Source organism: Pseudomonas sp. B14(2022) (genome assembly GCF_012030485.1).
Lineage (GTDB): Bacteria > Pseudomonadota > Gammaproteobacteria > Pseudomonadales > Pseudomonadaceae > Aquipseudomonas.
Genome location: NZ_JAAUVM010000004.1, coordinates 90,842 through 110,921 on the forward strand (window position 1 = coordinate 90,842; position 20,080 = coordinate 110,921).

The following is a 20,080-nucleotide window of genomic DNA, read 5'->3' on the forward strand; positions in this document are numbered from 1 at the left end:
CTCATGAAAGTGATCTACACGGACAATCCGGGCAAAGAGCGCGGCGTATGCTACCGGCTGCTGAGCGAATTCTTCGGTGTCATTGGTTCCGCTACTGAGGTGGTCGTTGATGGCGATGCACCGGATATCTTCGATGCTTACCAGGCCGTCGGGATCAAGGTTTCCGACGGCAAGGAGTCGGAGAGCAAAGAAACCGATCCTCTGAAAATGAAGGTCCCCGAGCTGAAAGAATGGCTGACCGAGAAGGGCATTGCCTTCGACCCGTCCGCCAAGAAAGAAGACCTGCAGGCCCTGGTGCCAGCGGAATAAGGACAAGCACATGACCGACTTCATCACCGTTGCCGATGTTGACGCCCAGCTCGGTCCTGACTGGGCCGGCACCGGTGATCCGGTCCTTGCTGTGACCATGGCAAACGCCTGGCTGACGGCCAAGATTAAGCGGGCTGTTCCCGATCCGGTCCCGGCCGAGATTAAAACAGCCGGCGCCCAGGTTGCCAAAGAGGCAGCGGCTGGCAAGCTGTACACTGCCACGCAGAAGGAAGTGCAGAGCAAGACAGTATCCGCTCAGTCCGGTACGTCCGTGAGCAAGACCTACGTGGCAGGCTCTACCGATCAGTCGGCGGGCGTGAACTTCGCCCTGGCGCTGCTAGAGCCGTGGATCACGCGCTCCGGCGTGATGATGCTGAAAAGGATCTGATCATGGGTATGCGCGAAGATATCCAGGCCGAGCTGGCCGAAGCGTTCGATGATGCTGACGGCCTGGCCGATGCGGTAAAACCTTTGGCTGGCGTGCGCAAGGTTGCGGGCGAGTATGACCCTGACCTGGGGGGCGAAACGCCAGACACCACTGTTACTTACATGGGGCGCGGTGTTTTGGGCAGTTACCTTTCCAAGGAAATCGATGGATCGCTTATCCAGACCACCGACAAGAAGCTGCTGGTGCTGCAAAACGAGCTATTCGTCTCGGAGGCAGGTGTGCCGATGGCGGTGCCGGCAGCGCCGGCCATTGGCGACATCATCAACGGCTTGCGGGTGATGAACGTGTCATCGGACCCAGCGGATGCTACGTGGACGGCTCAACTGAGGAAGTGACATGGCGAATAAATACGCGAGCATGAACGGTAGCTTTGCCGAGAACATTCGTGACTTCGCCGAGCGCGCTCAGGTCGGTATCGACACAACCATCCGAGAGATCGTTATCGAGATCGGCAGCAGCGTGATCCGCATGTCGCCCGTGGGCAATCCAGAGATCTGGGCGGCGAACGTTGCGCACCGCCAGGCGAACACCCAGGCAGCCGATGACTACGACTTCAAGGTCGCCGTGCGCAATACCGTCATCAACCTCAACGAATCGAACTTCACCAAGGCCGGCAAGCTGAGGCGAGGCGTGAAGTACGCCAAGCCCCTGACCAAGACCGAGCGCGACCAGAACTTCAACGTGAACGGGTTGGTCGCGGGTAGGGACTACGTCGGTGGGCGGTTTCGGGGGAACTGGCAGTTTTCCATCGGCACGCCGGCGGAGGGCACGCTTGAACAGGTCGATCCTGCTGGCGGCGTGACGTTGGCCAAGCTGCGACTGCAGGTCCAGGCACTTACGGCTGGCGAGACGGCCTACATCGTGAACAATCTTCCGTACGGCATCCCGCTGGAGTATGGGCATTCGACCCAAGCTCCCGGCGGCATGGTCCGGATTACCCTGGCCCGCTTCCAACAGATCGTCGACGAAGCCACAAGGAACAACCAGGTATGAGCCACGCCATCATCGCGTCCATATACGAGGCCAAGTTGCTTGCCTGGAACGCTGCCAGGTCGGACAAGCTCAAGATCGTTTTCGAGAACACGGCCTACGCGCCAGCGGAGGGCGAGACTTATCTGCGGGCCTTCACTATCCCGGGAGACACCACGAGCAACACACTCGGCGGTGATCACCGGCTGTTCACCGGCGTGTTTCAGGTCAGCATCATCGCACCGGCGGGCACCGGCAAGATCAAGACCAACCCCATCACCACAGAACTGGTTGACCTGTTCCCGCTATACGCCAGGGACACGAAGGGTGCGGTCACCGTGGTGACCATGTCGCCAGTTGACCCAGGCCCTGGCATCACAGGCGACTCTGCCTACACCGTCTCTGTTTCGTTCTCATATAGATCCGATGTTGCCGCATAAGCCCGGTTTCATTCGGCTAGACAATTGGACATTTTGGCGGCGACTGATTCGAGCGATTTGTGTAGCGCCTCGACATGCATAGTCGCCTCGTCTGCCGCGTTTAGTTCGTTGTAACCGTATCCGGAGTTAACCAAAATATTGCGGAATACATATTCAACCCCAGTTCCTTTGCTGCTTGCGACGAGCGTGTACTTCGTCAGTGATCTCAGGCTGGTGCCCATCACTGTTATGTAATAGCTGCCCGTGCCTAGCATAACCACTCGTTGCTTCGAGAGATCGCTCACGGGCGATATCGAGTCATTTGTTATCTGCTGAACCATGCAAAACTGGATTTGATCTACTGATACCTTATTGGCATCTCTAAAGCGCATTTCCTGCAAGGTGGGCCATCCATTTTGAGAGGTGCCAAGCACTATGTCCGGGTTCTGGGAAGCAAGTCGAGTAGGTGCGGGCGGCGCAGTCGCACAACCGCTAACGATACAAATTGCTACAGCGACAGAGAAAAATTTGAACATTACTCATCCTTGATCTGGTTAGAAGGCCCCATCTAAATACTCGTTCAAGGGCGCACATTCAATCTATTGCATCAGAGCTCCATTGCGAGCCTTAAAACAACGCCCATTGGGCAACCCGAGAACCCGCCACCGAGCGGGTTTTTCATATCTGAAAAGAGGAAATACCCCATGGGCTACAAACTCCCGAACGGTGGCACCTTCCAGCACGCCGCAACCTACGCCGCTGCACTGGCGTTCGCCACCATCAGCAACGCGAGCGAGGCGGTGGCCACCGTTGTAGGTGGCACCATCGCTGCCGGCGATATTGTTCTGCTGACGTCTGGCTGGAGCAAGCTCGATAGCAAGGTGGTTCGCGTGAAGGCAGCGACGGCAACGGCGATTACCCTGGAAGGCATCGACACTACCGACACGCAGGTCTATCCGGTCGCTGGCGGCGCTGGCACGATGCGCAAGGTGCTGACCTGGGTGCAGATCCCGCAAATCTCCGACGTGGCCTTCTCCGGCGGCGAACAGAACTACCTTGATGTGGTGTTCCTCGAGGATGACCAAGGCAAGCAGATCCCCACCGACAAATCAGCGGCAAGTATGGTGCTCACCATCGCCGATGACCCGGCCCAGGCGTTCAACGGGGTGCTGTTGAAGGCGGACGCCGGCAAGCAGATCGAAGCAGCGCGCTTGAACCTGCCCGGTAACGACACCCTGCTGTACGGCACCTACACATCGTTCTCCAAGCAGCCAGCGGTGTCCCGCAACAACCTGCTGACCCGTACCGTCAGCTTGGCGTTGCAGGCCGAGCCGACCCGCTACCTGACCGCGGCGGTGTAACCCATGGCTAAGATCCGTATTGCGCAAAAGGCTACGTTCAATGCGCCCGTGCTGATCCCGATCGTCGGCTGCGAACCCGAGAAGGTCGAGTTCACTTTCAAGTACCGGGATCGCACAGAGCTTGCCGCTCTGTTCGATGAATGGAACGAGGCGCGGAACAAGGCGCGGGCCGCGCTGGGCGACAAGCCTTCTTGGTCGGAAGTGGTTGCCGTGGACACCGAGCAGCAAACCCGGCAGATCAAGGACCTGGTAGTCGGCTGGGGCTTTGATGATGAATACAGCGACGACAACATCGTCGCATTCGTGAAGTCCTGCCAGGGTGCCGCCGAGGCGGTCGTTAAGGCCTACGAAGGCGCATACAGTCAGGCCCGCCTGGGAAACTGACTGACGCCGCCCGCGCGATGTACTCGCCGAGCGTGCCCGACACGATTATCGGCATGTTCGGCCTTGCCCCTGGCGACCTGGTTGAAGAAGTGGAGGTCTGGCCCTGCAATTGGCCTGCCTTCCTCCTATTCAACCGAATGTCCACTCAGTGGCGAGCAGGCGTCGGCGGCGCGATCGGTCTCGACTACAGCTGCATCCGCGACGTGGCCGGCTTCCTCGGCATCAAGAAAAAGAAACTCGCTGAAATCTTCCCAGACCTCCAGGTGCTGGAAGGCGAGGCTCTGCGCGTCATGGCGGAGGAGAGGGAAAACAGCCCGTAACCGCGGGCACTTATTCAAGGTGAGTCGATGAACATTGCAGAACTCGGCGTCAAGATCGACTCGGCCGATGCAATCCAGGCGAAAACGAGTCTGGATGAAATGGCGAAGGCCGGCGGCCGGGCCGAGCAGTCCGCCGTTTCGCTGATGAACGAAATGCAGGCGCTGGAAAAGTCGCTGTCCACCAGCGCCAAAACCACCCAAGACTTGGCAAAGCAGCGTGACGCTCTCGCCAAGCTGACCAAGACCGGCGCCTATGGCGAGGCCGAGGCCGCGAAGATCTCGGCGCAGCTCGACAAGCAGCAGGTGGCCTTGGCCAAGTCCGCTATGGACGAGCAGAAGGCCCTCAACAGCCTACTGGGGGCTATTGACCCGGCCCGTGCCGCGCTGGCTAAGCTGGACACGCAGGTTGAGCAACTGGGTAAGCATCTCGACGAGGGTCGAATCAGCCAGGACCAGTACAACAGCGCCCTGGCCAAGATCGACAAGGATTATGGAAAGCTCGAAAAGACCACCACCGGTTTCGACAAACTGCGACTCGGCACCCGCCAGGCACAGGAAAACGTTGTACAGCTGGGTAACGCGCTGTCGTCGGGTGACTGGGGGAGTGGTGTTCGTGCCGTGGCTCAGTTGGGCGCCGGTGCCGGTGCAGGTGCTGCCGGGTTGCTTGCCATCTTGGCGCCTCTGGCTCTGGCTACCGCAGCCGTAGGCGGCCTGGCGTATGCCTACCACAAAGGCAGCGAAGAGCAGGACAGCTACAACAAGTCGCTGATCCTCACCGGCAACTACGCCGGCCTGAGTGCCGGACAACTGGGCGACATGGCGCGTCAGGTCGGCGCTACCGTCGGGACCACCGGGCAGGCAGCGGCGGCTCTGGCCATGCTGGCAGACAACGGCAAGATCGCCGGCGAGAGTTTCGCCAGTATCACCCAGGCCGCCGTGTCGATGCAGGAAGCTACCGGCAAGGCTGTCAGCGAGACCGTATCCGAGTTCGTCAAGTTGGCAGACGAGCCGGTCAAGGCATCCGCGGCGCTTAACGAGCAGTACCACTACCTAACCGCCTCGGTTTTCTCTCAGATCGCCGCTCTTGAAGAACAACGCGATCACGCTGGCGCCGTGAAGCTGGCTACCGAGTCCTATGCCGACGCTATCAACGAGCGCACGCCGAAGATTCTGGAGAACCTGAGTTTCTGGGAGAAAGGTTACAACGCAGTCTCACGGGCCGCCGACAGCCTCAAGAATATCGGCCGCCCGGACATCGGCGCCGACATCGAACAGGCCCGCCGAGACTTGGCAAGTGCGCAGTCCGGCGACGTTGGTCTGTTCCAAAACAAGCAGGAGATGATTGATTTCTATCAAAACCGCTTGAATATGCTTGAGGACCAGAAGGCGGCACAGGCTGAAATTGCAAAGCTGGAAGGCGATCAGGCAAAGGCCCAACAAGCCGCCATCACCTCTATGCAAAAGGTTGACGCTCTCACCAAGTCCTCGTGGACGAATGAGCAAAAACGCGCCGATGCACTCAAGGACTACAAAAAACAACTCGACGATATCCGCAAGGTAGCGCCGAATGATCCGCGCCTGGCCCAGGCTACGGTCGATAAAAACATCGCCAACATCAACGACAAGTTCAAGGACCCGAAAGCCGCTGGTACCCAGGTCGATCTGACCGGCTTCAACAACGCCAAGAACAACCTGGCGGCGATCACCGACACCTACAAAAACTACCAGAAGGAGCTGGAAGCGGCGCAGAAAGCCGGCCTGCTGTCCGAGGAAGACTATCTTCTACGTCGTCAGGCCTTGATCGGCAACGAGCTTGATCAGGTCACGGCGGCCTACGAGGCCGAGATCTCGGCCCTGGAAGCATCCAAGGCCAAGAAGAGCACCTCGGCGGCGCAGAGCATTCAGCTCGACCAGAAGATCGCCGACGCGCGCGCAGGAATGATCAAGGCGCAGAAGGATGCCGACAGCCAGCTTGAAGTGCTCGCCACCAACGAAACCGGGCGCCTGGCAAAGCAGGAGCGGGCGATCAGCACGTACGTGCAGGCGCTGGGGCAGCAACAGCGGGCTTTGGAATTGGCAGGCCAGCGCGCAGTGCTCGGCGTTGGGCAGGGCGATCGACAGAACGCGCTCGGCGGCGAACTGAACAGCCAGCAGGATCGGTTTGCTCAGCAGTCGCTGGAGCTCGCCAATCAGAAGTCTGATCCGTCGCGCAACATGTCGGAGGAAGAGTTTAAACGGAAGTCGCAGGCGCTCGCAGACGCGAACAAGGCCGCCACCGACCAGATCCGGCAAAATTATGCGGATGTGGAGAATGCCCAGGGCGATTGGACTAAGGGCGCGACAGCAGCCTGGGACAACTACCTGGATTCGGCGCGCAACATCGCCGGGCAAACCAAAAGCCTGTTCGGCAACGCCTTCAGTTCCATGGAGGATTCCATCGTCAACTTTGCCATGACCGGTAAGGCGTCGTTCTCGGACTTCGCCAAATCGATCCTGGCCGACATGGCGCGTATCGCGACCCGCCAAGCCAGCTCCGCATTGCTGGGCAGTCTGGTTGGCGCGGCGGCGAGCTACTTTGGGGGCAGCGCTGCTGGTGGAGGCAATGGTTTGGCTGCCGGGTCTGCCGGTGCCACGTCGTCAAACCTCGGGGCATCATCTGCCGGATACTCCAGCACCTACTTTCCGCAAGCCAAGGGCGGCGCATGGTCGGGCGGTGTGCAGATGTTCGCCGACGGTAGTGCGTTCACGAACTCCATCGTCAGCAAGCCCACGGCTTTCGGGATGGCCAATGGCAAAACCGGCGTCATGGGCGAAGCTGGGGAAGAGGCGATCATGCCTCTGACCAGGACGTCTAGCGGCAAGCTTGGGGTTATGGCAATGGGCGGCGGTGGTACCGGTGCCACGCAGATCAATGTCGAGGTGCACATCGACGGTGAAGGCAATGCATCGTCTACCTCTGACGCTCCCGGCTATGACCTGTTCGGCAAGGAGCTGGCGACGTTCGTTGAGCAGAAGTATCAGGAACTGCGGAGCAGGGACATGCGCCAGGGCGGCGTCATCAACAACGCAATTAAGGGGCGATGATGGCTATCGAACGATTCACCTGGGCGACAGAGAAGGGCGCGGAGGGCGATATTTCCCAGCGCGTCCGCTCCAAGCAGTTTGGCGATGGCTACGAGCAGTCGGTCGAGGATGGCCTCAATAACCGGTCGCAATCATGGCCCGTGACCTTCACGGGCTTGAAGGGGCGCATCAAGGACATCATGGCGTTCCTCGACCGGCACAAAGGGGCGAAGGGCTTCCTGTGGGAGCCGCCCCTCGGTGAGCTGGGCCTCTACAAGTGCAACGGCTACAAGCCAGTGCACCGTGGAGGCCAGGTCTACGCCATCACCGCGACTTTCCAGCAAACCTTTCATCCCTGAGATAACTGCCCATGGCACTGATCACGGACATCCAGAAACTGGAGCCCGGCGGCGAGATTCGCCTGTTCGAAATTGACGGTACCGAATACGGCTCCGATTACCTTCGCTTCCACGGTCTCGCTATCCCGCACACGCCCGAGGAATTGCTGGCCTACGAGGGCTCAGAAGAGGAACTACCCGCCAAGTCGATTATCTGGCAGGGCCAGGAGTACGCGGCCTGGCCGGTGCAGATTGAGGGTATTTCCTCGAGCAGCGACGGCGCCGCCTCTCGGCCGACCTTCGCCGCGGGCAACGTGAATGGACGGGTTACAGCTTTGTGCCTGGCCTTCGAGGACATGCTCAAGTTCAAGCTGACAGTCCGCGAGACTCTGGCCCAGTACCTCGATGCGGCCAACTTCCCCGAGGGCAACCCAACCGCAGACCCGACGCAGGAGGCGCTGGAGATCTGGTACATCGACCAGAAAACCAGCGAGGACGGTGAGGCGGTGGTCTGGGAGCTTTCTTCGCCGGGTGAGATCGACAACCACGGCCTGCCCGGGCGGCAGATGACCACGTTCTGCCACTGGGCCATGACGAACGGTTATCGGGGGCCTGACTGCGGCTACACCGGCGCCGCCATGTTCGACGACGAGGACAACCCAACGGACGACCCCGCCCTGGATCAGTGCAAAGGCTGTCTGTCGTCGTGCAAGTTGCGCTTCGGTGAGAACAACGAACTGTCCTTCGGTGGCTTCCCTGCCGTTTCCCTCATAGCCCGGAGCTGAACATGCGCAAGCACATCATTGCGGCCATCCAGGCGCACGCGGCGGCCCAGTATCCGAAAGAATGTTGCGGCCTGCTGCTCGCCATCGGGCGCAAGCAAAAGTACTTCCCGTGCCGGAACATCGCCACGGAGCCGAACGAAGAGTTCCGGCTTGATCCCGAGGACTATGCTGCGGCGGAAGACATGGGCGAGGTGATCGGCATCGTTCACTCGCACCCGGACGCCACCAGCAGGCCGTCACCGCATGACTTGGCCATGTGCGAGGCCACGGCGCTGCCCTGGCACATTCTGTCCTGGCCCGAGGGCGACATGCGCACGATCACGCCAACGGGCAGCACGCCGCTGCTCAAACGGCCGTTCGTGCACGGCGCCTGGGACTGTTGGCAGGTCTGCGCTGACTGGTATCAACGTGAGTGGGGCCTTGAGTTCGAAGCATTCCAGCGCACCGATGGTTGGTGGGAGAGTGCGGAGAACGCCAGCCTGTACGAGGCGAACTACGAGGCTGCCGGTTTCGTGCGTGTCGACCGCCCACAGCGTGGCGACATGGTCGTCATGCACGTCGGGCGGACAGTTCACCCGAACCATGCCGGGATCTACCTAGGCACTGATCCGGCGCTACATGGTGAGGAATCGGGCGTTTTCGGCCCGGGCCCATTCCTGCTGCACCACCTGTACGGCAGGCCATCCGAGATAATCGTATACGGCGGCCCTTGGCATGACCGAACGCGCTTGATACTTCGCCACCGGGAAGCTCGGTGATACAGTCGCCACTTTCAGGATTAGGATCGATCATGAGGATTATCGGTTTCGCGGCGGCCGCATTTCTGGCTCTGGTGCTTTCAGGATGTGCTGGCACTAGTTTTTCGTATGACGATGCCAGGAGGGTTCAGATAGGGATGACTGAGGAGCAGGTGACTCAAATCATGGGGCCTCCATACTCGGTGGTTTCCCGCGCCGATGGGCAAATGTGGATTTGGAGCCACGCGAACGGTATGACTGGAGCGAGCCGAGTTGTCTCTTTCCGCATGGTGGACGGCAAGGTCGTTGAGGTGCCAACTATTCCGACGAGCTTCAAATAGACAAACCGAAGAGGGAACGACATGCGGATTTTGATAGCGGCGGTAGCGGTAGTGATACTGGCGGGGTGTGCCTCATCGGCGATCTCGGTGCGGGATGCGAAGCCGGTTCCGTCTGACGAGGTATATGCCTTCCAGACTAAACCGGCTGGCGAGAGCGGAAAAATCACCGTGGTGCGCGACTCTGGCGCGGTCGGATCTGGTTGCGACATCGTTGTTTATATCGACGGCCGCAGGGCTGCAAAGATCGGAACTGGTCAGCGGGCCACATTCTACCTTCCGCCGGGGTCGCCCAATCTCGGCGCAGGCCTGGCTGGCTCTGGCTTGTGCGCGGGCGCTGCAATTCGAACCATCGCAGCAACGGTGCAGCCAGGCAAGGAAAGCCTGTACCGTATCAGCGGCGACATGGCTGGGTTCTACATAGGGCCTTATGTCGATTACAACTGAATCAAGAAAACCTTGAAGCCGCCTCCGGGCGGTTTTTTATTGCCCGGAGAAAGTGATGCAGGCATCAGCGATCAACTACCAACCCATGACGACGATTCGCCTGCACGGGCAGCTCCGACAGTTCGGAAAGTCCTTCAGGCTCGCGGTGAAATCGCCGGCGGAGGCGATCAAAGCACTATGCGTGCAGATCCCTGGATTCGAGCGATTTCTTTCGAATGCCAAGTCTCGCGGCCTTGAATTCGCGGTGTTTCGCGATAAGCGCAATATCGGGGAGAAGGAACTGAGCTACAACGGTTCCGGAGACATCCGCATTGCGCCCGTGGTCGTAGGCAGCAAGCGCGGCGGTATTCTTCAAACCATCGTCGGTGCGATCTTGATTGTTGTGGGTGTTGTTTTCTCTGCAACGCCTTTCGGTACTCCGCTCATAGGAGCGGGCATTGGTCTTGTCGCCGGCGGTGTTATCCAGATGCTGAGCCCTCAAGCCAGCGGCCTGAAGACCAGCGCGGCACCCGAGAACACGCCCGGCTACGCCTTCGGCAGCGCCAAGAACACCACTGCATCGGGTAACCCGGTCCCGCTTTGCTACGGCAAGCGCCGGGTCGGCGGAGCGATCATCAGCGCCGCGATCTACGCAGAAGATCAGATGTAACGAAACCCGAAGCACTACAGCCGGCCATGAGCCGGTTTTTTATTGCCTGGAGAAAAACATGGGCGCAGCACAGAAGCTCGACATCTACGGCGCTAAGGGCGGCTCCGATAAGCCAAAAACGCCAACCGAAGCGCCGGATAGTCTGCGCTCTGTCGCGATCGCCAAGATGCTGATCGCTGTAGGGGAGGGAGAGTTTGAAGGCACGCCCACGGCCAAAGACATCTACCTCGACAACACGCCGCTTCAAGACCCCCAGGGCAACATGAACTTCCCGAACGTGAAGTGGGAGTGGCGCACCGGGGCCGTGGATCAGAGCTATATCCAGGGCATCCCTTCGGTCGAGAACGAGACCACCATCAGTACCGAGCTACGCAGCGGGACGCCGTGGGTGCGGGCCATCAGCAATACCCAGCTCTCCGCTGTGCGCGTTCGTTTTGCGTGGCCCGCGCTTCAGTCCGTGGACTCTGGCGGAAACGTCAATGGCTACCGGATCGAATACAAGGTTGAGCTGGCAACCGATGGCGGTGCCTATCAGCAGGTGCTGAGCGAGGCTGTCGACGGCAAGACCACCAGCCTGTACGAGCGGACACGCCGTATTGATCTTCCAAAGGCGACCACCGGCTGGTTGATGAAAATCACGCGCCTGACCGTCAACCAGAGCAACAACAAAATCTCCGACACCATGCAGATCGCCGGCTTCACAGAGGTGATCGACGCGAAGATCCGCTACCCAAATACTGCGCTGCTCTACATCGAGTTCTCCGCTGAGCAGTTCCGCAGCATCCCGGCCGTAACGGTCGAGACCAAGCTGAAGAAGATGCAGGTGCCGAGCAATTACGATCCGGTGTCGCGTACTTACCCAGGTGTCTGGGACGGCACGTTCAAGCAGGCCTGGACCGACAACGCGGTTTGGATGACCTATGACATCACCACAGCAGACCGCTTCGGCCTTGGCCGCCGCATCAAGCCGTGGATGGTGGACAAGTGGGAGCTGTACCGCATCTCGCAGTATTGCGACCAACTGGTGCCGAACGGGAAGGGTGGACAGGAGCCGCGCTTCATCTGCAACTTGAACCTGCAGAGCAAGGCTGACGCCTGGTCGCTGCTGCGCGACATCTCCACGATCTACAGGGGTATGACTTACTGGGCCCAGGGACAGGTGTTCACCCTCGCGGATATGCCGCGCGCTACCGACTTCGACTTCGCCTACACCCGGGCGAACGTCATCGACGGCAAGTTCACTTACTCCAGTGCGTCGGAGCGCACCCGCTACACGCGGGCGCTGATCAGCTATGACAACCCGCTGAACAACTACGACACCGATGTCACGGCGGTGACCGATGCCAAGCTGCAGCGGCGCTATGGCGACAACCCGCTGGAGATCAGCGCAATCGGCTGCACCCGCGAATCCGAGGCCCAGCGCCGCGGTAAGTGGGCACTGCTCACCAACTCCAAGGACCGCGCCGTCACTTTCAAGGTCGGCCTCGATGGGCGCATTCCGCTCCCGGGCTACGTGATCCCGATCGCGGACGAATTGCTGGCGGGTCGCCCCGTGGGTGGGCGTATCTCCGCAGTGAATGGCAAGGTCATCACCCTGGACCGCGACACCCAGGCCAAGCCCGGCGACCGTCTGATCCTCAACCTGCCTGACGGCAAGTGCGAGGGGCGCACCGTGCAGTTCGTCAGCGGCCGGCAGGTCACCGTTACGGTCGCCTACTCTGTTGCGCCCGAGCCTGAGTTGGTGTGGGCACTGGATGCTGACGACCTGGCCATCCCGCTTTATCGCGTGGTCAGCGTGGCGCGGCCAGAGCCCGGCGTCTTCGAAATCTCGGCGGTGCAGTACGATCCGAGCAAGTTCGATCACATCGACACAGGCGCCCGCCTGGAAGAGCGCCCAATCAGCGTTGTGCCGATCACTGTCGTTCCGGCGCCGGCAAGCGTCACGCTCACATCGAGCTACGCCGTAAATCAGGGTATTGCGATCAGCACCATGAATATCTCGTGGCCGGCCGTAGCTGGTGCTGTCGCCTATGACGTGGAGTGGCGCAAGGACAGCGGCAACTGGATCAAGCTGCAGCGCACGGGCGCGACGAGCGTTGACGTCACCGGCATTTACTCGGGCGCCTACCTGGCGCGGGTGCGGTCGGTGAGCGCCTTCGAGATATCTTCGGTCTGGAAGAGCTCCAACCTGACCAACCTGGAAGGGAAGGTCGGCTTGCCGCCGGCGGTGTCGTTCCTGACCACCACCAGCGAACTGTTCGGCATCGGTATTCACTGGGGTTTCCCTGCTGGCGCCGAGGACACCCAGCGCACCGAGCTGTGGTATGGCCAGGCCAATGACTTGTCGGCGGCGACCAAACTGGCCGACCTGGCGCACCCCCAGGCGGATTACAGCATGCAGGCGCTCCAGGCGGGCGCGCAGTTCTTCTTCTGGGCGCGCCTGGTGGATCGCACTGGCAACGTCGGTCCGTTCTATCCGGTCGGTAATGGCGTGATGGGCCAGGCCAGCGCGGATGCGGCGCCGGTGCTGGAGTTGATCGCCGGACAGATCGGCCGCACAGAGCTTGGCCAGGACATCGTCGACGAAATCGACAAGATACCGGGTCTGCAGGCGCAGATTGATGCGCTCGACGGGCTGTCGGCCTATGACCCTGAACAAACCTATATCGAGGGTGACCTGGTGGTGGTGGGCAAGAGGATCTACCAGGCCACCGGCCCGGTGCCCGTCAACACTGCGCCGCCTAACGTCGGTTACTGGATAGACGTGGGTCAGGTGCTGGTTACCGCCAACGGCCTGGCGCAGCAGGTGGAGATCAACACTACCAGCATCACCGAGTTGGACGGTGTGGTCACGGCCCAGGCGTCGAGTCTTCAGGCGTTGCGTTCGGCCTATCGGGATGACTCCGGAGAGGGCGATCTGGCGGATGCGCTCCAGGGCTACAACGCCTCGGCGAGTTTCGCGCAGGAAGTGAAGACGCGCGCCTCGCAGAACGAAGCCATGGTGCAGCGCCAGACCGAACTCACCGCGTCGGTGGGCGAAGTCGCGGGTACTGTGACCGATCTGGAAAGCGTAGTGGTCACGGATCGGCAAGCGACGGCCCAGGCCATCCAGCAGATCGGCGTAGAGCTCGGCGAGACCTCAGCGGCGGTTCAAACCGTGAGCCAGGCTCAGGTCGACACCGACGGCAAGCTCTCCACCATGTGGTCCGTGAAGATGCAGCTCAATCAAAACGGGCAGTACGTGTACGCAGGTGTCGGCCTCGGAATCGAGAACGTTGAAGGGGTTCTGCAAAGCCAGTTTCTGGTCAGCGCTGACAGATTCGCCCTGGTCAACACCATTGCTGGCGGAGCTGTAAGCATCCCGTTCGCAGTGCAGGGCGGCCAGGTGTTCATGAACTCGGCCTTCATCCAGGACGCTTCTATTGGCGTGGCAAAGCTTACCCAGAGCATTCAGTCGGCGAACTATGTGCCTGGGAAAACCGGGCTGATGATCAACTTTGTGACAGGCGAGTTTGAATTGAACAGCACCGTCGGCGTTGGCGGTCGCCAAACGATCAACAATCGCGGCGGCAAGGTCTTCGACGAGAACGGAGCCAAGCGCTACCAGTGGGGAGACCTTTCCGCATGAGCTACGGGGTAAGAGTTTGGGGGCCGACCGGCCTCCTTGAGCTTGATGAAAACTCGTTCACCGTTCGGATTGTTTACTCGGAAATCGTTCAGTCCGGCGGCGGGCAGGGCAGGAGCAGGTTCATCGCCATTGCCGGAGTTTCGCCAGCCACTCACTCAGCTGTCTGCGTTCCTATCGCTGCGTACGACACTACTGCACAGAGTAACTATGCAATTCAATATACGCCGCTAGTTTCAAATGGCGGGGTCACGGTGTATTACGGATTTCCTGGTACGAATACTGGCCCCATTGGATTAAGTCCACAGAGGCTCCTAGTCATGAGGTACAGGTAATGTCATTTGGCGTTGAATTTTCAAATAATAATGACGTTGTCGTACTGGATTCGGAATTCTCACGACTCGTGACACTAGATAGAGGCACTTGGAGCGGTAATGGTTCTGGAGTGTTTGTTCCTTTTGCGAAGGCCATTACCTCCGAAGAACCTCCCCTTGTGTTTGTAAGACTTAACCAATCGAACACACTTTCCTTTTGTATGATCAATGGAGCATCCGGTAATTGGACGGGATTTTCCTTCAAGGGAATCTCCGGGACAGGGACTTCAGGATCTTGGTTTGCGAGTGCGTTTAAATCGGTGCCTACAGCTAATTTCGGTTTCAGAATTTGGGATGCTTCATCAAAGTTGCTTTTTGATAGCGGAACACCGGCTGCGCAATTCACGAGGACGATTACCGGCTGGAGTTATCTCGGGGCTGTGCAGACTGATCAGGGTGTTTATAGATTGAGCTGGACGGCCTATACCCCACTTAATACGGGCGACTATATGCTTCTGAATAATATTGCGATGGATGTTGCAGGCGGTACGTCTCGACAAGGAAACATGTATGCGGTATGGGATTACGCAAATAACAGACTCGTTATTCAAGTTGTTGGTGTCGATATTCAGACCACCTTATATACCCCAGTTGTCTGGGCCAAACCAATTTCGTAGGGGGATTATATGGGCTGGTACAAAACGGGAACAGTTTCTGTAACGGCGGGCGGCAATGCTGTGATCGGCACGGGGACATCCTTCATTGCGAACTCCTGCGTCGGCGATGCATTCCGCGGGCCTGACGGTGGATGGTACGAAGTCACCAACATTGCCAGCGACACGGCATTGTCGATCGCTCCGAATTACCAGGGTGCCACTCTCGCAGCTGGCGGTTACTCGCTTGCGCCGATGCAGGGTTACGTCAAGGACTCGGCTGATGCTTTGCGAGCCGCAACACAGGTTATTGGACAGGTAGGTACAGACGTTTCCGCCCAAGTTAAACTAGCAGCAGACGCTGCAACTGCCTCCCAGGGTAGTGCAGCAGCCTCAGATACTAGCGCAACAAATGCTGCATCTTCAGCCACTAGTGCAAATTCTAGTAAGGTGGCGGCGAAAGCTAGTGAAAATGCAGCGAAGGTCTCAGAGACTAATTCAAAAACATCAGAAACAAACTCCGCTACAAGCAGAACTAATGCTGCAAATAGTGCTACTGCTGCGGCTAACAGTGCTACACAGGCTGCCGATAGTGCTGCATCTGTTGCAAACAAAGCAAACTCTGGTGCTAATAGTGATATTACCTCTTTATCCGGTCTGACTACTCCACTCTCTGTAGCACAGGGTGGTACTGGTTCCCAATCAGGTCTTCCAAACTTTGGTGGAGCTGGAACTGGTGGAGCTGGAACAAGGGGGCTGGTACCAGCTCCAAGTGCGGGTGCTACAAGATTTCTCTCAAGCCTTGGTACTTGGTTGCCAGTGAACACCACAGTTTCTTGGGGAGGCATCACTGGTACTCTTGCAGACCAGACAGATTTGAAGTCAGCCCTAGATGCCAAAGGTTCAGTAATCACGAAATACTTTGAAAGCCAGCAAACAAGTTGGGTGATTAACAGTGACCTTGTATTCACACACAGTCTTGGTCAACCAAGGGTTGTAGAATTCGAGGCGGTGCTTACGGCGGCGCTGTCGGGATATCCGGTAGGGACAAGGGTAAAAGTACCGTTTTATGTAAATGGCGGTGCTTACTGGGGTTGTCAGATTATTGGTATGACAGCAACCACACTAACCATCCGGTTTTCAAATCAAATGGGTCTTTTGCAAAGTTCAACGGGTGCGGTAGTCATGACCCCGGCTAACAGCCAGATTATAGCGAGGGTAATGTCATGATGAAGTATTACGTTAACGCGGAAGGGGTCTACCTATATGCGACGGATGGCGAAGCTCCCGAAGATGGCATCGCTGTTGAGCCCCCCCCTGTATCCGGGGATCAAGTTTGGTTGTTCCCCGGATGGTCCGAGAGCAAAGCGGGTTTGATAGAAATAGAAAACCAGTGGCGCGAAGAACAGATGCCTTTCGCCCAGCAGAACGTTACCGCCATCGAGTACGGCGTGGAAGACATCCCCGGCACCGCTCAGCAGTGGCAGAAATACTGGCTGGCCCTGCGCAAGTGGACCGACACAAACCCTGACTTCCCCGACAGCAGCAAGCGTCCTATAGCGCCCACCTGATTCGATACCGAACACCACCACCCGCCATGAGCGGGTTTATTTTTGCCTGGAGAAAAGCAATGGCACGACTTTCCGAATCACTCGCCGGCGGCCGTAACGCGTTGGCGTTCCTCGACATGCTCGCCTGGAGCGAGGGCACCAGCACATCTCCGGCCACTGCCATGGATGGCTACGACGTGATTGTGACCGGCGCCGATCGTAAGCCAGAGGTCTTCAAGGACTTCACAGATCACCCGTTCGCCAAGGGGCGCGCGTCGAAGGTCATCAACAGCAAGGGGCTGACGTCCAACGCTTCCGGCCGCTATCAGCAGATGCTGAAGGACTGGCCGCACTACAAAGCGCTGCTCAAGCTGCCGGACTTCGGCCCTATCAGCCAAGATCTTCTGGCGCTGCAGCACATCCGCGAGTGCCGGGCTTTGCCTGACGTGGTGGCCGGGCGGATCGAAACGGCTATCGCCAAGTGCCGGAACATCTGGGCCAGCCTGCCCGGCGCGGGCTACGGGCAGCGCGAACACCGCCTGGAGGATTTGCTGAAGCAGTACCGGCTGGCGGGCGGGGTGATGTCGTGACGCTCGGGCAGATCCTGGCCGCGATCCTGCTGGCGATGGCCGTCAGCGCCGCCGGCACCTGGCAGGTGCAGGACTGGCGGATGGGCAAGAAGCTCGCCGAGCAGGCAGGGCTGCAAAAGGATGACATGGCGGCGATCAGCAATGCCGCCTCTGCCCAGGTCCGTGCCGAGCAAGAGAGACGCCTTACCCTTGAGCAGAAGCTCTCCGGCCAGGACCAACAACACACCAAGGAATTATTCGATGCCCAGCGCAACCAGGCTCGCCTGCGTGACCAGCTTGCTACTGCTGATGTCCGGCTGTCAGTCCTCCTTGCCGAGGATCCAGCCAGTGGCTGCAACGTGCCTGCCACCACCAGCACCGGCGGCGTGGTTCATGCAGCCCGTCGAGCCCAACTTGACCCAGCGCATGCTCAAAGAATTATCGCCATCACTGACACCGGCGACCAAGGACTGATCGCGCTGCGGGCCTGCCAAGCTTACGTTAGGGTCATTACTAGATGAGGGCAGGGGCTTCATCCTGCTCGCTACAAAGCCGATACATAAATGCAATTGATTTTCGTTATCTCTACATGTGAAACTTGTAAATAAACATCATTTGCATTTTAGCTTTTTGGAGTTTCAGCCATTCATGCGCAAAATATCCTCCTTGCCCACGTCAGCACTCACGCTGATTGCCTTGGGTATTCTTAACAGTGCCTTTGCGGATGACAGCACTCTGAATCTGCCTTCCACGAACATCAGCGCTACTGTCGAAGATCAGGAAAGTGCGCCGCCGGGTTATCAGGCCAAGCCCGACAGCAGCACCACGCGGTTGAATCTCACGGCCCAGGAAACCCCGCAAAGCGTGACCAGTATCAAGCGTGAGCAAATGGACGATTTCAAACTCAACAGTGTCCGCGATGTGCTGGACAGCACGCCGGGTGTGAACGTCCAGAAAGTAGAAACTGACCGCACCTACTTCACGGCCCGGGGCTTCGATATCACCAATTTCCAGTATGACGGCGTAGGCATGCAGATGACCGGCGGGCTGCTGGTGGGCGATGTCGACATGGCTACCTATGAGCAGGTGGATATTCTGCACGGAGCCAATGGCCTGATGACAGGCAGCGGCAACCCCTCGGCAACGGTCAATTTCGTGCGCAAGCGTCCGACTTATGAGGCTCAGGCCAAGATTGATCTGAGCGCTGGTTCCTGGGACAAGCGCCGGGTCGATATCGACTTGTCGGGCCCGTTGACCGAAACGGGTAATGTTCGCGGGCGATTGATTTATGCCAACGAGGTGGGTAACTCCTACTTGGATCGTTATTCCCGGGAAAAGAACATTTTCAGCGGCATGCTGGCATTCGATCTGACCGAAAGCGACACCTTGACCGTTGGTTACGAAGACCAGAAAAGTAATGCCAACGGTGCCAGTTGGGGCGCGTTGCCGCTGACCGACGCCAGTGGCAAGTCGCTGCATTACAGCAGCACCAGCGCCAATATCGCCCAGCCTTGGGTGTATTGGGATGTTCACACCACTCGCGCTTTCGCGGAGTGGGAGCACAGTTTCGCCAACGACTGGAAGTCGCGCCTGACCCTAACCGCCATGGAGCACCGGGAAGACGCCGAGATGTTCTACATCTACGCTGACAGCACTTCTTCCACCGGCTACACCGGCCTAGCATCCAAGTACAAGGACAAGAACCGTGAACTAGACGGCGATCTGTCTTTCAGCGGCCCCTTTTCCCTGGGCGGACGTGAACATCAGTTGACGGTGGGCGCCAACGTGGCCCGCTCGCGCAACAACGAATCCTCGTTATACGGCACGTCGTCGTACTACACCTCGGTATCGTTGCAGGATGCGCTCAGTGGCTCCATTGCCAAGCCCACTACTTACGATATCGCCAACGCTGCCGATACCTCCAGCTATACCGACCGGCAGAAGAGTGTGTATGCCGGGGCGCGCTTCAGCCTCACCGACGATCTCCACTTTATCACCGGGGGGCGCATGCTCAGTGCTGACAGCGATGGCGAAAACTACGGTTCAGGCCGGAATGTGCGCGTCCACGGCAAGGTTACGCCTTATGCTGGCCTGGTCTACGATCTGACGCCGCAGTACTCGCTGTATGCCAGCTATACCGAGATATTCAATCCGCAGTACTACCTAGACCCTCAGGGCAAGGTGCTCGACCCGCTGGAAGGCAAGAGCTACGAGGCCGGGATTAAAGGCCATCTGCTGGACAACAAGCTGGACGTCTCGGCCGCTGTGTTCCATACCAAGCAGGACAATGTCGCCACATACTCCGGATACGACGCCAGCCTAGGTGGTTACTTGTATGAGGGCATGTCCTACAAGAGCAACGGTATAGAACTGGAAGCCTCTGGTGAGCTGGCTCCGGGCCTGCAAGTCAGTGGCGGTTACACCTACGTGTACATCACGGATGCGGATAACGACCGTGGACGCAAGTTCATCCCGCGCCATGCCTTGACCTCCTCCATGAGCTACAAACTGCCGATGGCACCGAAGGTCAAGGTCGGCGGCACGGTTAAATGGCAAAGCGAGATCCAGAACGACGATACTCCAGCCGCGAACCAGAGTGGTTACGCACTAGTGGGCATTATGGCGCACTATGATATCGACCCACACTGGAGCACCCAGTTCAACCTCGACAACCTTACCAACCAGAAGTACCTGCAAGCTGTGCGGTATGGCCAGAGCAACTATGGCGACCCGCGTAACTTCACTGCGTCTGTCAGTTGGAAGTTCTAAGGTAGGATCGAAAAGCGCACATCAAGCCGCGCC

Annotated in this window: 23 protein-coding genes; 22 read left to right on the plus strand and 1 reads right to left on the minus strand. The window is 58.7% G+C overall.

Going from position 1 to position 20,080, the window contains the following annotated elements:
• The first annotated feature begins 3 nt into the window (after positions 1 to 3).
• From HCF10_RS08320 to HCF10_RS08340, 5 genes are read left to right on the plus strand one after another with little or no spacing between them, the layout of a single operon-like run.
• Positions 4 to 309, plus strand: a complete 306-nt coding sequence (locus tag HCF10_RS08320) for a HeH/LEM domain-containing protein (RefSeq protein WP_167655257.1) — start codon at positions 4 to 6, stop codon at positions 307 to 309.
• A 10-nt stretch (positions 310 to 319) separates the two neighbouring features.
• Positions 320 to 697: a hypothetical protein gene (locus HCF10_RS08325; RefSeq protein ID WP_167655258.1), complete on the plus strand. Its 378-nt coding sequence runs from the start codon at positions 320 to 322 to the stop codon at positions 695 to 697.
• Between the two features lie 2 nt (positions 698 to 699).
• On the plus strand, positions 700 to 1,092 hold the full coding sequence (locus HCF10_RS08330) for a hypothetical protein (RefSeq protein WP_167655259.1): 393 nt from the start codon (positions 700 to 702) through the stop codon (positions 1,090 to 1,092).
• A 1-nt stretch (position 1,093) separates the two neighbouring features.
• Positions 1,094 to 1,750, plus strand: a complete 657-nt coding sequence (locus tag HCF10_RS08335; RefSeq protein WP_167655260.1) for a hypothetical protein — start codon at positions 1,094 to 1,096, stop codon at positions 1,748 to 1,750.
• Complete coding sequence (locus HCF10_RS08340) at positions 1,747 to 2,166, plus strand: phage tail terminator-like protein (RefSeq protein WP_167655261.1); 420 nt, start codon at positions 1,747 to 1,749, stop codon at positions 2,164 to 2,166. The genes HCF10_RS08335 and HCF10_RS08340 overlap by 4 nt, the downstream gene beginning before the upstream one ends.
• An 8-nt stretch (positions 2,167 to 2,174) precedes the next feature.
• Here HCF10_RS08340 and HCF10_RS08345 read toward each other — a convergent pair whose 3' ends face one another.
• Positions 2,175 to 2,681, minus strand: coding sequence for a hypothetical protein (locus HCF10_RS08345; RefSeq protein ID WP_167655262.1), 507 nt, complete (start codon positions 2,679 to 2,681; stop codon positions 2,175 to 2,177).
• Between the two features lie 168 nt (positions 2,682 to 2,849).
• Here HCF10_RS08345 and HCF10_RS08350 point away from each other — a divergent pair, with 168 nt between their 5' ends.
• The 17 genes from HCF10_RS08350 (at position 2,850) to HCF10_RS08430 (ending at position 20,047) form a co-directional block, all read left to right on the plus strand.
• Positions 2,850 to 3,506 (plus strand): phage tail protein, encoded by a 657-nt coding sequence (locus tag HCF10_RS08350; RefSeq protein WP_042572016.1) that lies wholly within the window; start codon positions 2,850 to 2,852, stop codon positions 3,504 to 3,506.
• Positions 3,507 to 3,509: 3 nt separating this feature from the next.
• Positions 3,510 to 3,890 (plus strand): phage tail assembly chaperone, encoded by a 381-nt coding sequence (locus HCF10_RS08355; protein ID WP_167655263.1) that lies wholly within the window; start codon positions 3,510 to 3,512, stop codon positions 3,888 to 3,890.
• Between the two features lie 17 nt (positions 3,891 to 3,907).
• Complete coding sequence (locus HCF10_RS08360; protein WP_167655264.1) at positions 3,908 to 4,210, plus strand: DUF1799 domain-containing protein; 303 nt, start codon at positions 3,908 to 3,910, stop codon at positions 4,208 to 4,210.
• A gap of 27 nt (positions 4,211 to 4,237) precedes the next feature.
• Positions 4,238 to 7,294: a phage tail tape measure protein gene (locus tag HCF10_RS08365; protein ID WP_167655265.1), complete on the plus strand. Its 3,057-nt coding sequence runs from the start codon at positions 4,238 to 4,240 to the stop codon at positions 7,292 to 7,294.
• Positions 7,294 to 7,632: a phage tail protein gene (locus tag HCF10_RS08370; protein ID WP_110625737.1), complete on the plus strand. Its 339-nt coding sequence runs from the start codon at positions 7,294 to 7,296 to the stop codon at positions 7,630 to 7,632. Before HCF10_RS08365 ends, HCF10_RS08370 begins: the two co-directional genes overlap by 1 nt.
• Positions 7,633 to 7,643: 11 nt before the next feature.
• Positions 7,644 to 8,396 carry a phage minor tail protein L gene (locus HCF10_RS08375; protein ID WP_167655266.1) on the plus strand — a complete coding sequence of 251 codons (753 nt, stop codon included), beginning with the start codon at positions 7,644 to 7,646 and terminating at the stop codon, positions 8,394 to 8,396.
• Positions 8,397 to 8,398: 2 nt separating this feature from the next.
• Positions 8,399 to 9,154 (plus strand): C40 family peptidase, encoded by a 756-nt coding sequence (locus tag HCF10_RS08380; RefSeq protein WP_167655267.1) that lies wholly within the window; start codon positions 8,399 to 8,401, stop codon positions 9,152 to 9,154.
• Positions 9,155 to 9,186: 32 nt separating this feature from the next.
• The gene (gene bamE / locus HCF10_RS31670) at positions 9,187 to 9,474 is read left to right on the plus strand and encodes an outer membrane protein assembly factor BamE domain-containing protein (RefSeq protein ID WP_167655268.1); all 288 of its coding nucleotides are present in this window, start codon (positions 9,187 to 9,189) and stop codon (positions 9,472 to 9,474) included.
• A 21-nt stretch (positions 9,475 to 9,495) separates the two neighbouring features.
• Positions 9,496 to 9,918 (plus strand): hypothetical protein, encoded by a 423-nt coding sequence (locus HCF10_RS08390; RefSeq protein ID WP_167655269.1) that lies wholly within the window; start codon positions 9,496 to 9,498, stop codon positions 9,916 to 9,918.
• Between the two features lie 55 nt (positions 9,919 to 9,973).
• Positions 9,974 to 10,567: a tail assembly protein gene (locus tag HCF10_RS08395; protein WP_167655270.1), complete on the plus strand. Its 594-nt coding sequence runs from the start codon at positions 9,974 to 9,976 to the stop codon at positions 10,565 to 10,567.
• A 58-nt stretch (positions 10,568 to 10,625) separates the two neighbouring features.
• Positions 10,626 to 14,195: a phage tail protein gene (locus HCF10_RS08400; protein ID WP_167655271.1), complete on the plus strand. Its 3,570-nt coding sequence runs from the start codon at positions 10,626 to 10,628 to the stop codon at positions 14,193 to 14,195.
• A 331-nt stretch (positions 14,196 to 14,526) separates the two neighbouring features.
• Positions 14,527 to 15,183: a hypothetical protein gene (locus tag HCF10_RS08405; RefSeq protein ID WP_167655272.1), complete on the plus strand. Its 657-nt coding sequence runs from the start codon at positions 14,527 to 14,529 to the stop codon at positions 15,181 to 15,183.
• Positions 15,184 to 15,192: 9 nt separating this feature from the next.
• Entirely contained in the window at positions 15,193 to 16,389 is a 1,197-nt protein-coding gene (locus HCF10_RS31315; protein WP_237683077.1) for a hypothetical protein, read from the plus strand.
• 143 nt (positions 16,390 to 16,532) lie between these two features.
• Positions 16,533 to 16,730, plus strand: a complete 198-nt coding sequence (locus HCF10_RS08415) for a hypothetical protein (RefSeq protein ID WP_237683078.1) — start codon at positions 16,533 to 16,535, stop codon at positions 16,728 to 16,730.
• 59 nt (positions 16,731 to 16,789) lie between these two features.
• Complete coding sequence (locus tag HCF10_RS08420) at positions 16,790 to 17,299, plus strand: glycoside hydrolase family 24 protein (RefSeq protein WP_167655273.1); 510 nt, start codon at positions 16,790 to 16,792, stop codon at positions 17,297 to 17,299.
• The gene (locus HCF10_RS08425; protein WP_167655274.1) at positions 17,296 to 17,799 is read left to right on the plus strand and encodes a lysis system i-spanin subunit Rz; all 504 of its coding nucleotides are present in this window, start codon (positions 17,296 to 17,298) and stop codon (positions 17,797 to 17,799) included. The genes HCF10_RS08420 and HCF10_RS08425 overlap by 4 nt, the downstream gene beginning before the upstream one ends.
• Positions 17,800 to 17,926: 127 nt before the next feature.
• The gene (locus HCF10_RS08430; protein WP_167655275.1) at positions 17,927 to 20,047 is read left to right on the plus strand and encodes a TonB-dependent siderophore receptor; all 2,121 of its coding nucleotides are present in this window, start codon (positions 17,927 to 17,929) and stop codon (positions 20,045 to 20,047) included.
• The last annotated feature ends 33 nt before the right edge of the window (positions 20,048 to 20,080 follow it).

What these genes read in the sequence shown, in the direction of transcription:
- HCF10_RS08320 (WP_167655257.1), top strand. Translation starts at nt 4, where the DNA reads ATGAAAGTGATCTACACGGACAATCCGGGCAAAGAGCGCGGCGTATGC.
- HCF10_RS08325 (WP_167655258.1), top strand. Translation starts at nt 320, where the DNA reads ATGACCGACTTCATCACCGTTGCCGATGTTGACGCCCAGCTCGGTCCT.
- HCF10_RS08330 (WP_167655259.1), top strand. Translation starts at nt 700, where the DNA reads ATGGGTATGCGCGAAGATATCCAGGCCGAGCTGGCCGAAGCGTTCGAT.
- HCF10_RS08335 (WP_167655260.1), top strand. Translation starts at nt 1,094, where the DNA reads ATGGCGAATAAATACGCGAGCATGAACGGTAGCTTTGCCGAGAACATT.
- HCF10_RS08340 (WP_167655261.1), top strand. Translation starts at nt 1,747, where the DNA reads ATGAGCCACGCCATCATCGCGTCCATATACGAGGCCAAGTTGCTTGCC.
- HCF10_RS08345 (WP_167655262.1), bottom strand. Translation starts at nt 2,681, where the DNA reads ATGTTCAAATTTTTCTCTGTCGCTGTAGCAATTTGTATCGTTAGCGGT.
- HCF10_RS08350 (WP_042572016.1), top strand. Translation starts at nt 2,850, where the DNA reads ATGGGCTACAAACTCCCGAACGGTGGCACCTTCCAGCACGCCGCAACC.
- HCF10_RS08355 (WP_167655263.1), top strand. Translation starts at nt 3,510, where the DNA reads ATGGCTAAGATCCGTATTGCGCAAAAGGCTACGTTCAATGCGCCCGTG.
- HCF10_RS08360 (WP_167655264.1), top strand. Translation starts at nt 3,908, where the DNA reads ATGTACTCGCCGAGCGTGCCCGACACGATTATCGGCATGTTCGGCCTT.
- HCF10_RS08365 (WP_167655265.1), top strand. Translation starts at nt 4,238, where the DNA reads ATGAACATTGCAGAACTCGGCGTCAAGATCGACTCGGCCGATGCAATC.
- HCF10_RS08370 (WP_110625737.1), top strand. Translation starts at nt 7,294, where the DNA reads ATGGCTATCGAACGATTCACCTGGGCGACAGAGAAGGGCGCGGAGGGC.
- HCF10_RS08375 (WP_167655266.1), top strand. Translation starts at nt 7,644, where the DNA reads ATGGCACTGATCACGGACATCCAGAAACTGGAGCCCGGCGGCGAGATT.
- HCF10_RS08380 (WP_167655267.1), top strand. Translation starts at nt 8,399, where the DNA reads ATGCGCAAGCACATCATTGCGGCCATCCAGGCGCACGCGGCGGCCCAG.
- bamE (WP_167655268.1), top strand. Translation starts at nt 9,187, where the DNA reads ATGAGGATTATCGGTTTCGCGGCGGCCGCATTTCTGGCTCTGGTGCTT.
- HCF10_RS08390 (WP_167655269.1), top strand. Translation starts at nt 9,496, where the DNA reads ATGCGGATTTTGATAGCGGCGGTAGCGGTAGTGATACTGGCGGGGTGT.
- HCF10_RS08395 (WP_167655270.1), top strand. Translation starts at nt 9,974, where the DNA reads ATGCAGGCATCAGCGATCAACTACCAACCCATGACGACGATTCGCCTG.
- HCF10_RS08400 (WP_167655271.1), top strand. Translation starts at nt 10,626, where the DNA reads ATGGGCGCAGCACAGAAGCTCGACATCTACGGCGCTAAGGGCGGCTCC.
- HCF10_RS08405 (WP_167655272.1), top strand. Translation starts at nt 14,527, where the DNA reads ATGTCATTTGGCGTTGAATTTTCAAATAATAATGACGTTGTCGTACTG.
- HCF10_RS31315 (WP_237683077.1), top strand. Translation starts at nt 15,193, where the DNA reads ATGGGCTGGTACAAAACGGGAACAGTTTCTGTAACGGCGGGCGGCAAT.
- HCF10_RS08420 (WP_167655273.1), top strand. Translation starts at nt 16,790, where the DNA reads ATGGCACGACTTTCCGAATCACTCGCCGGCGGCCGTAACGCGTTGGCG.
- HCF10_RS08430 (WP_167655275.1), top strand. Translation starts at nt 17,927, where the DNA reads ATGCGCAAAATATCCTCCTTGCCCACGTCAGCACTCACGCTGATTGCC.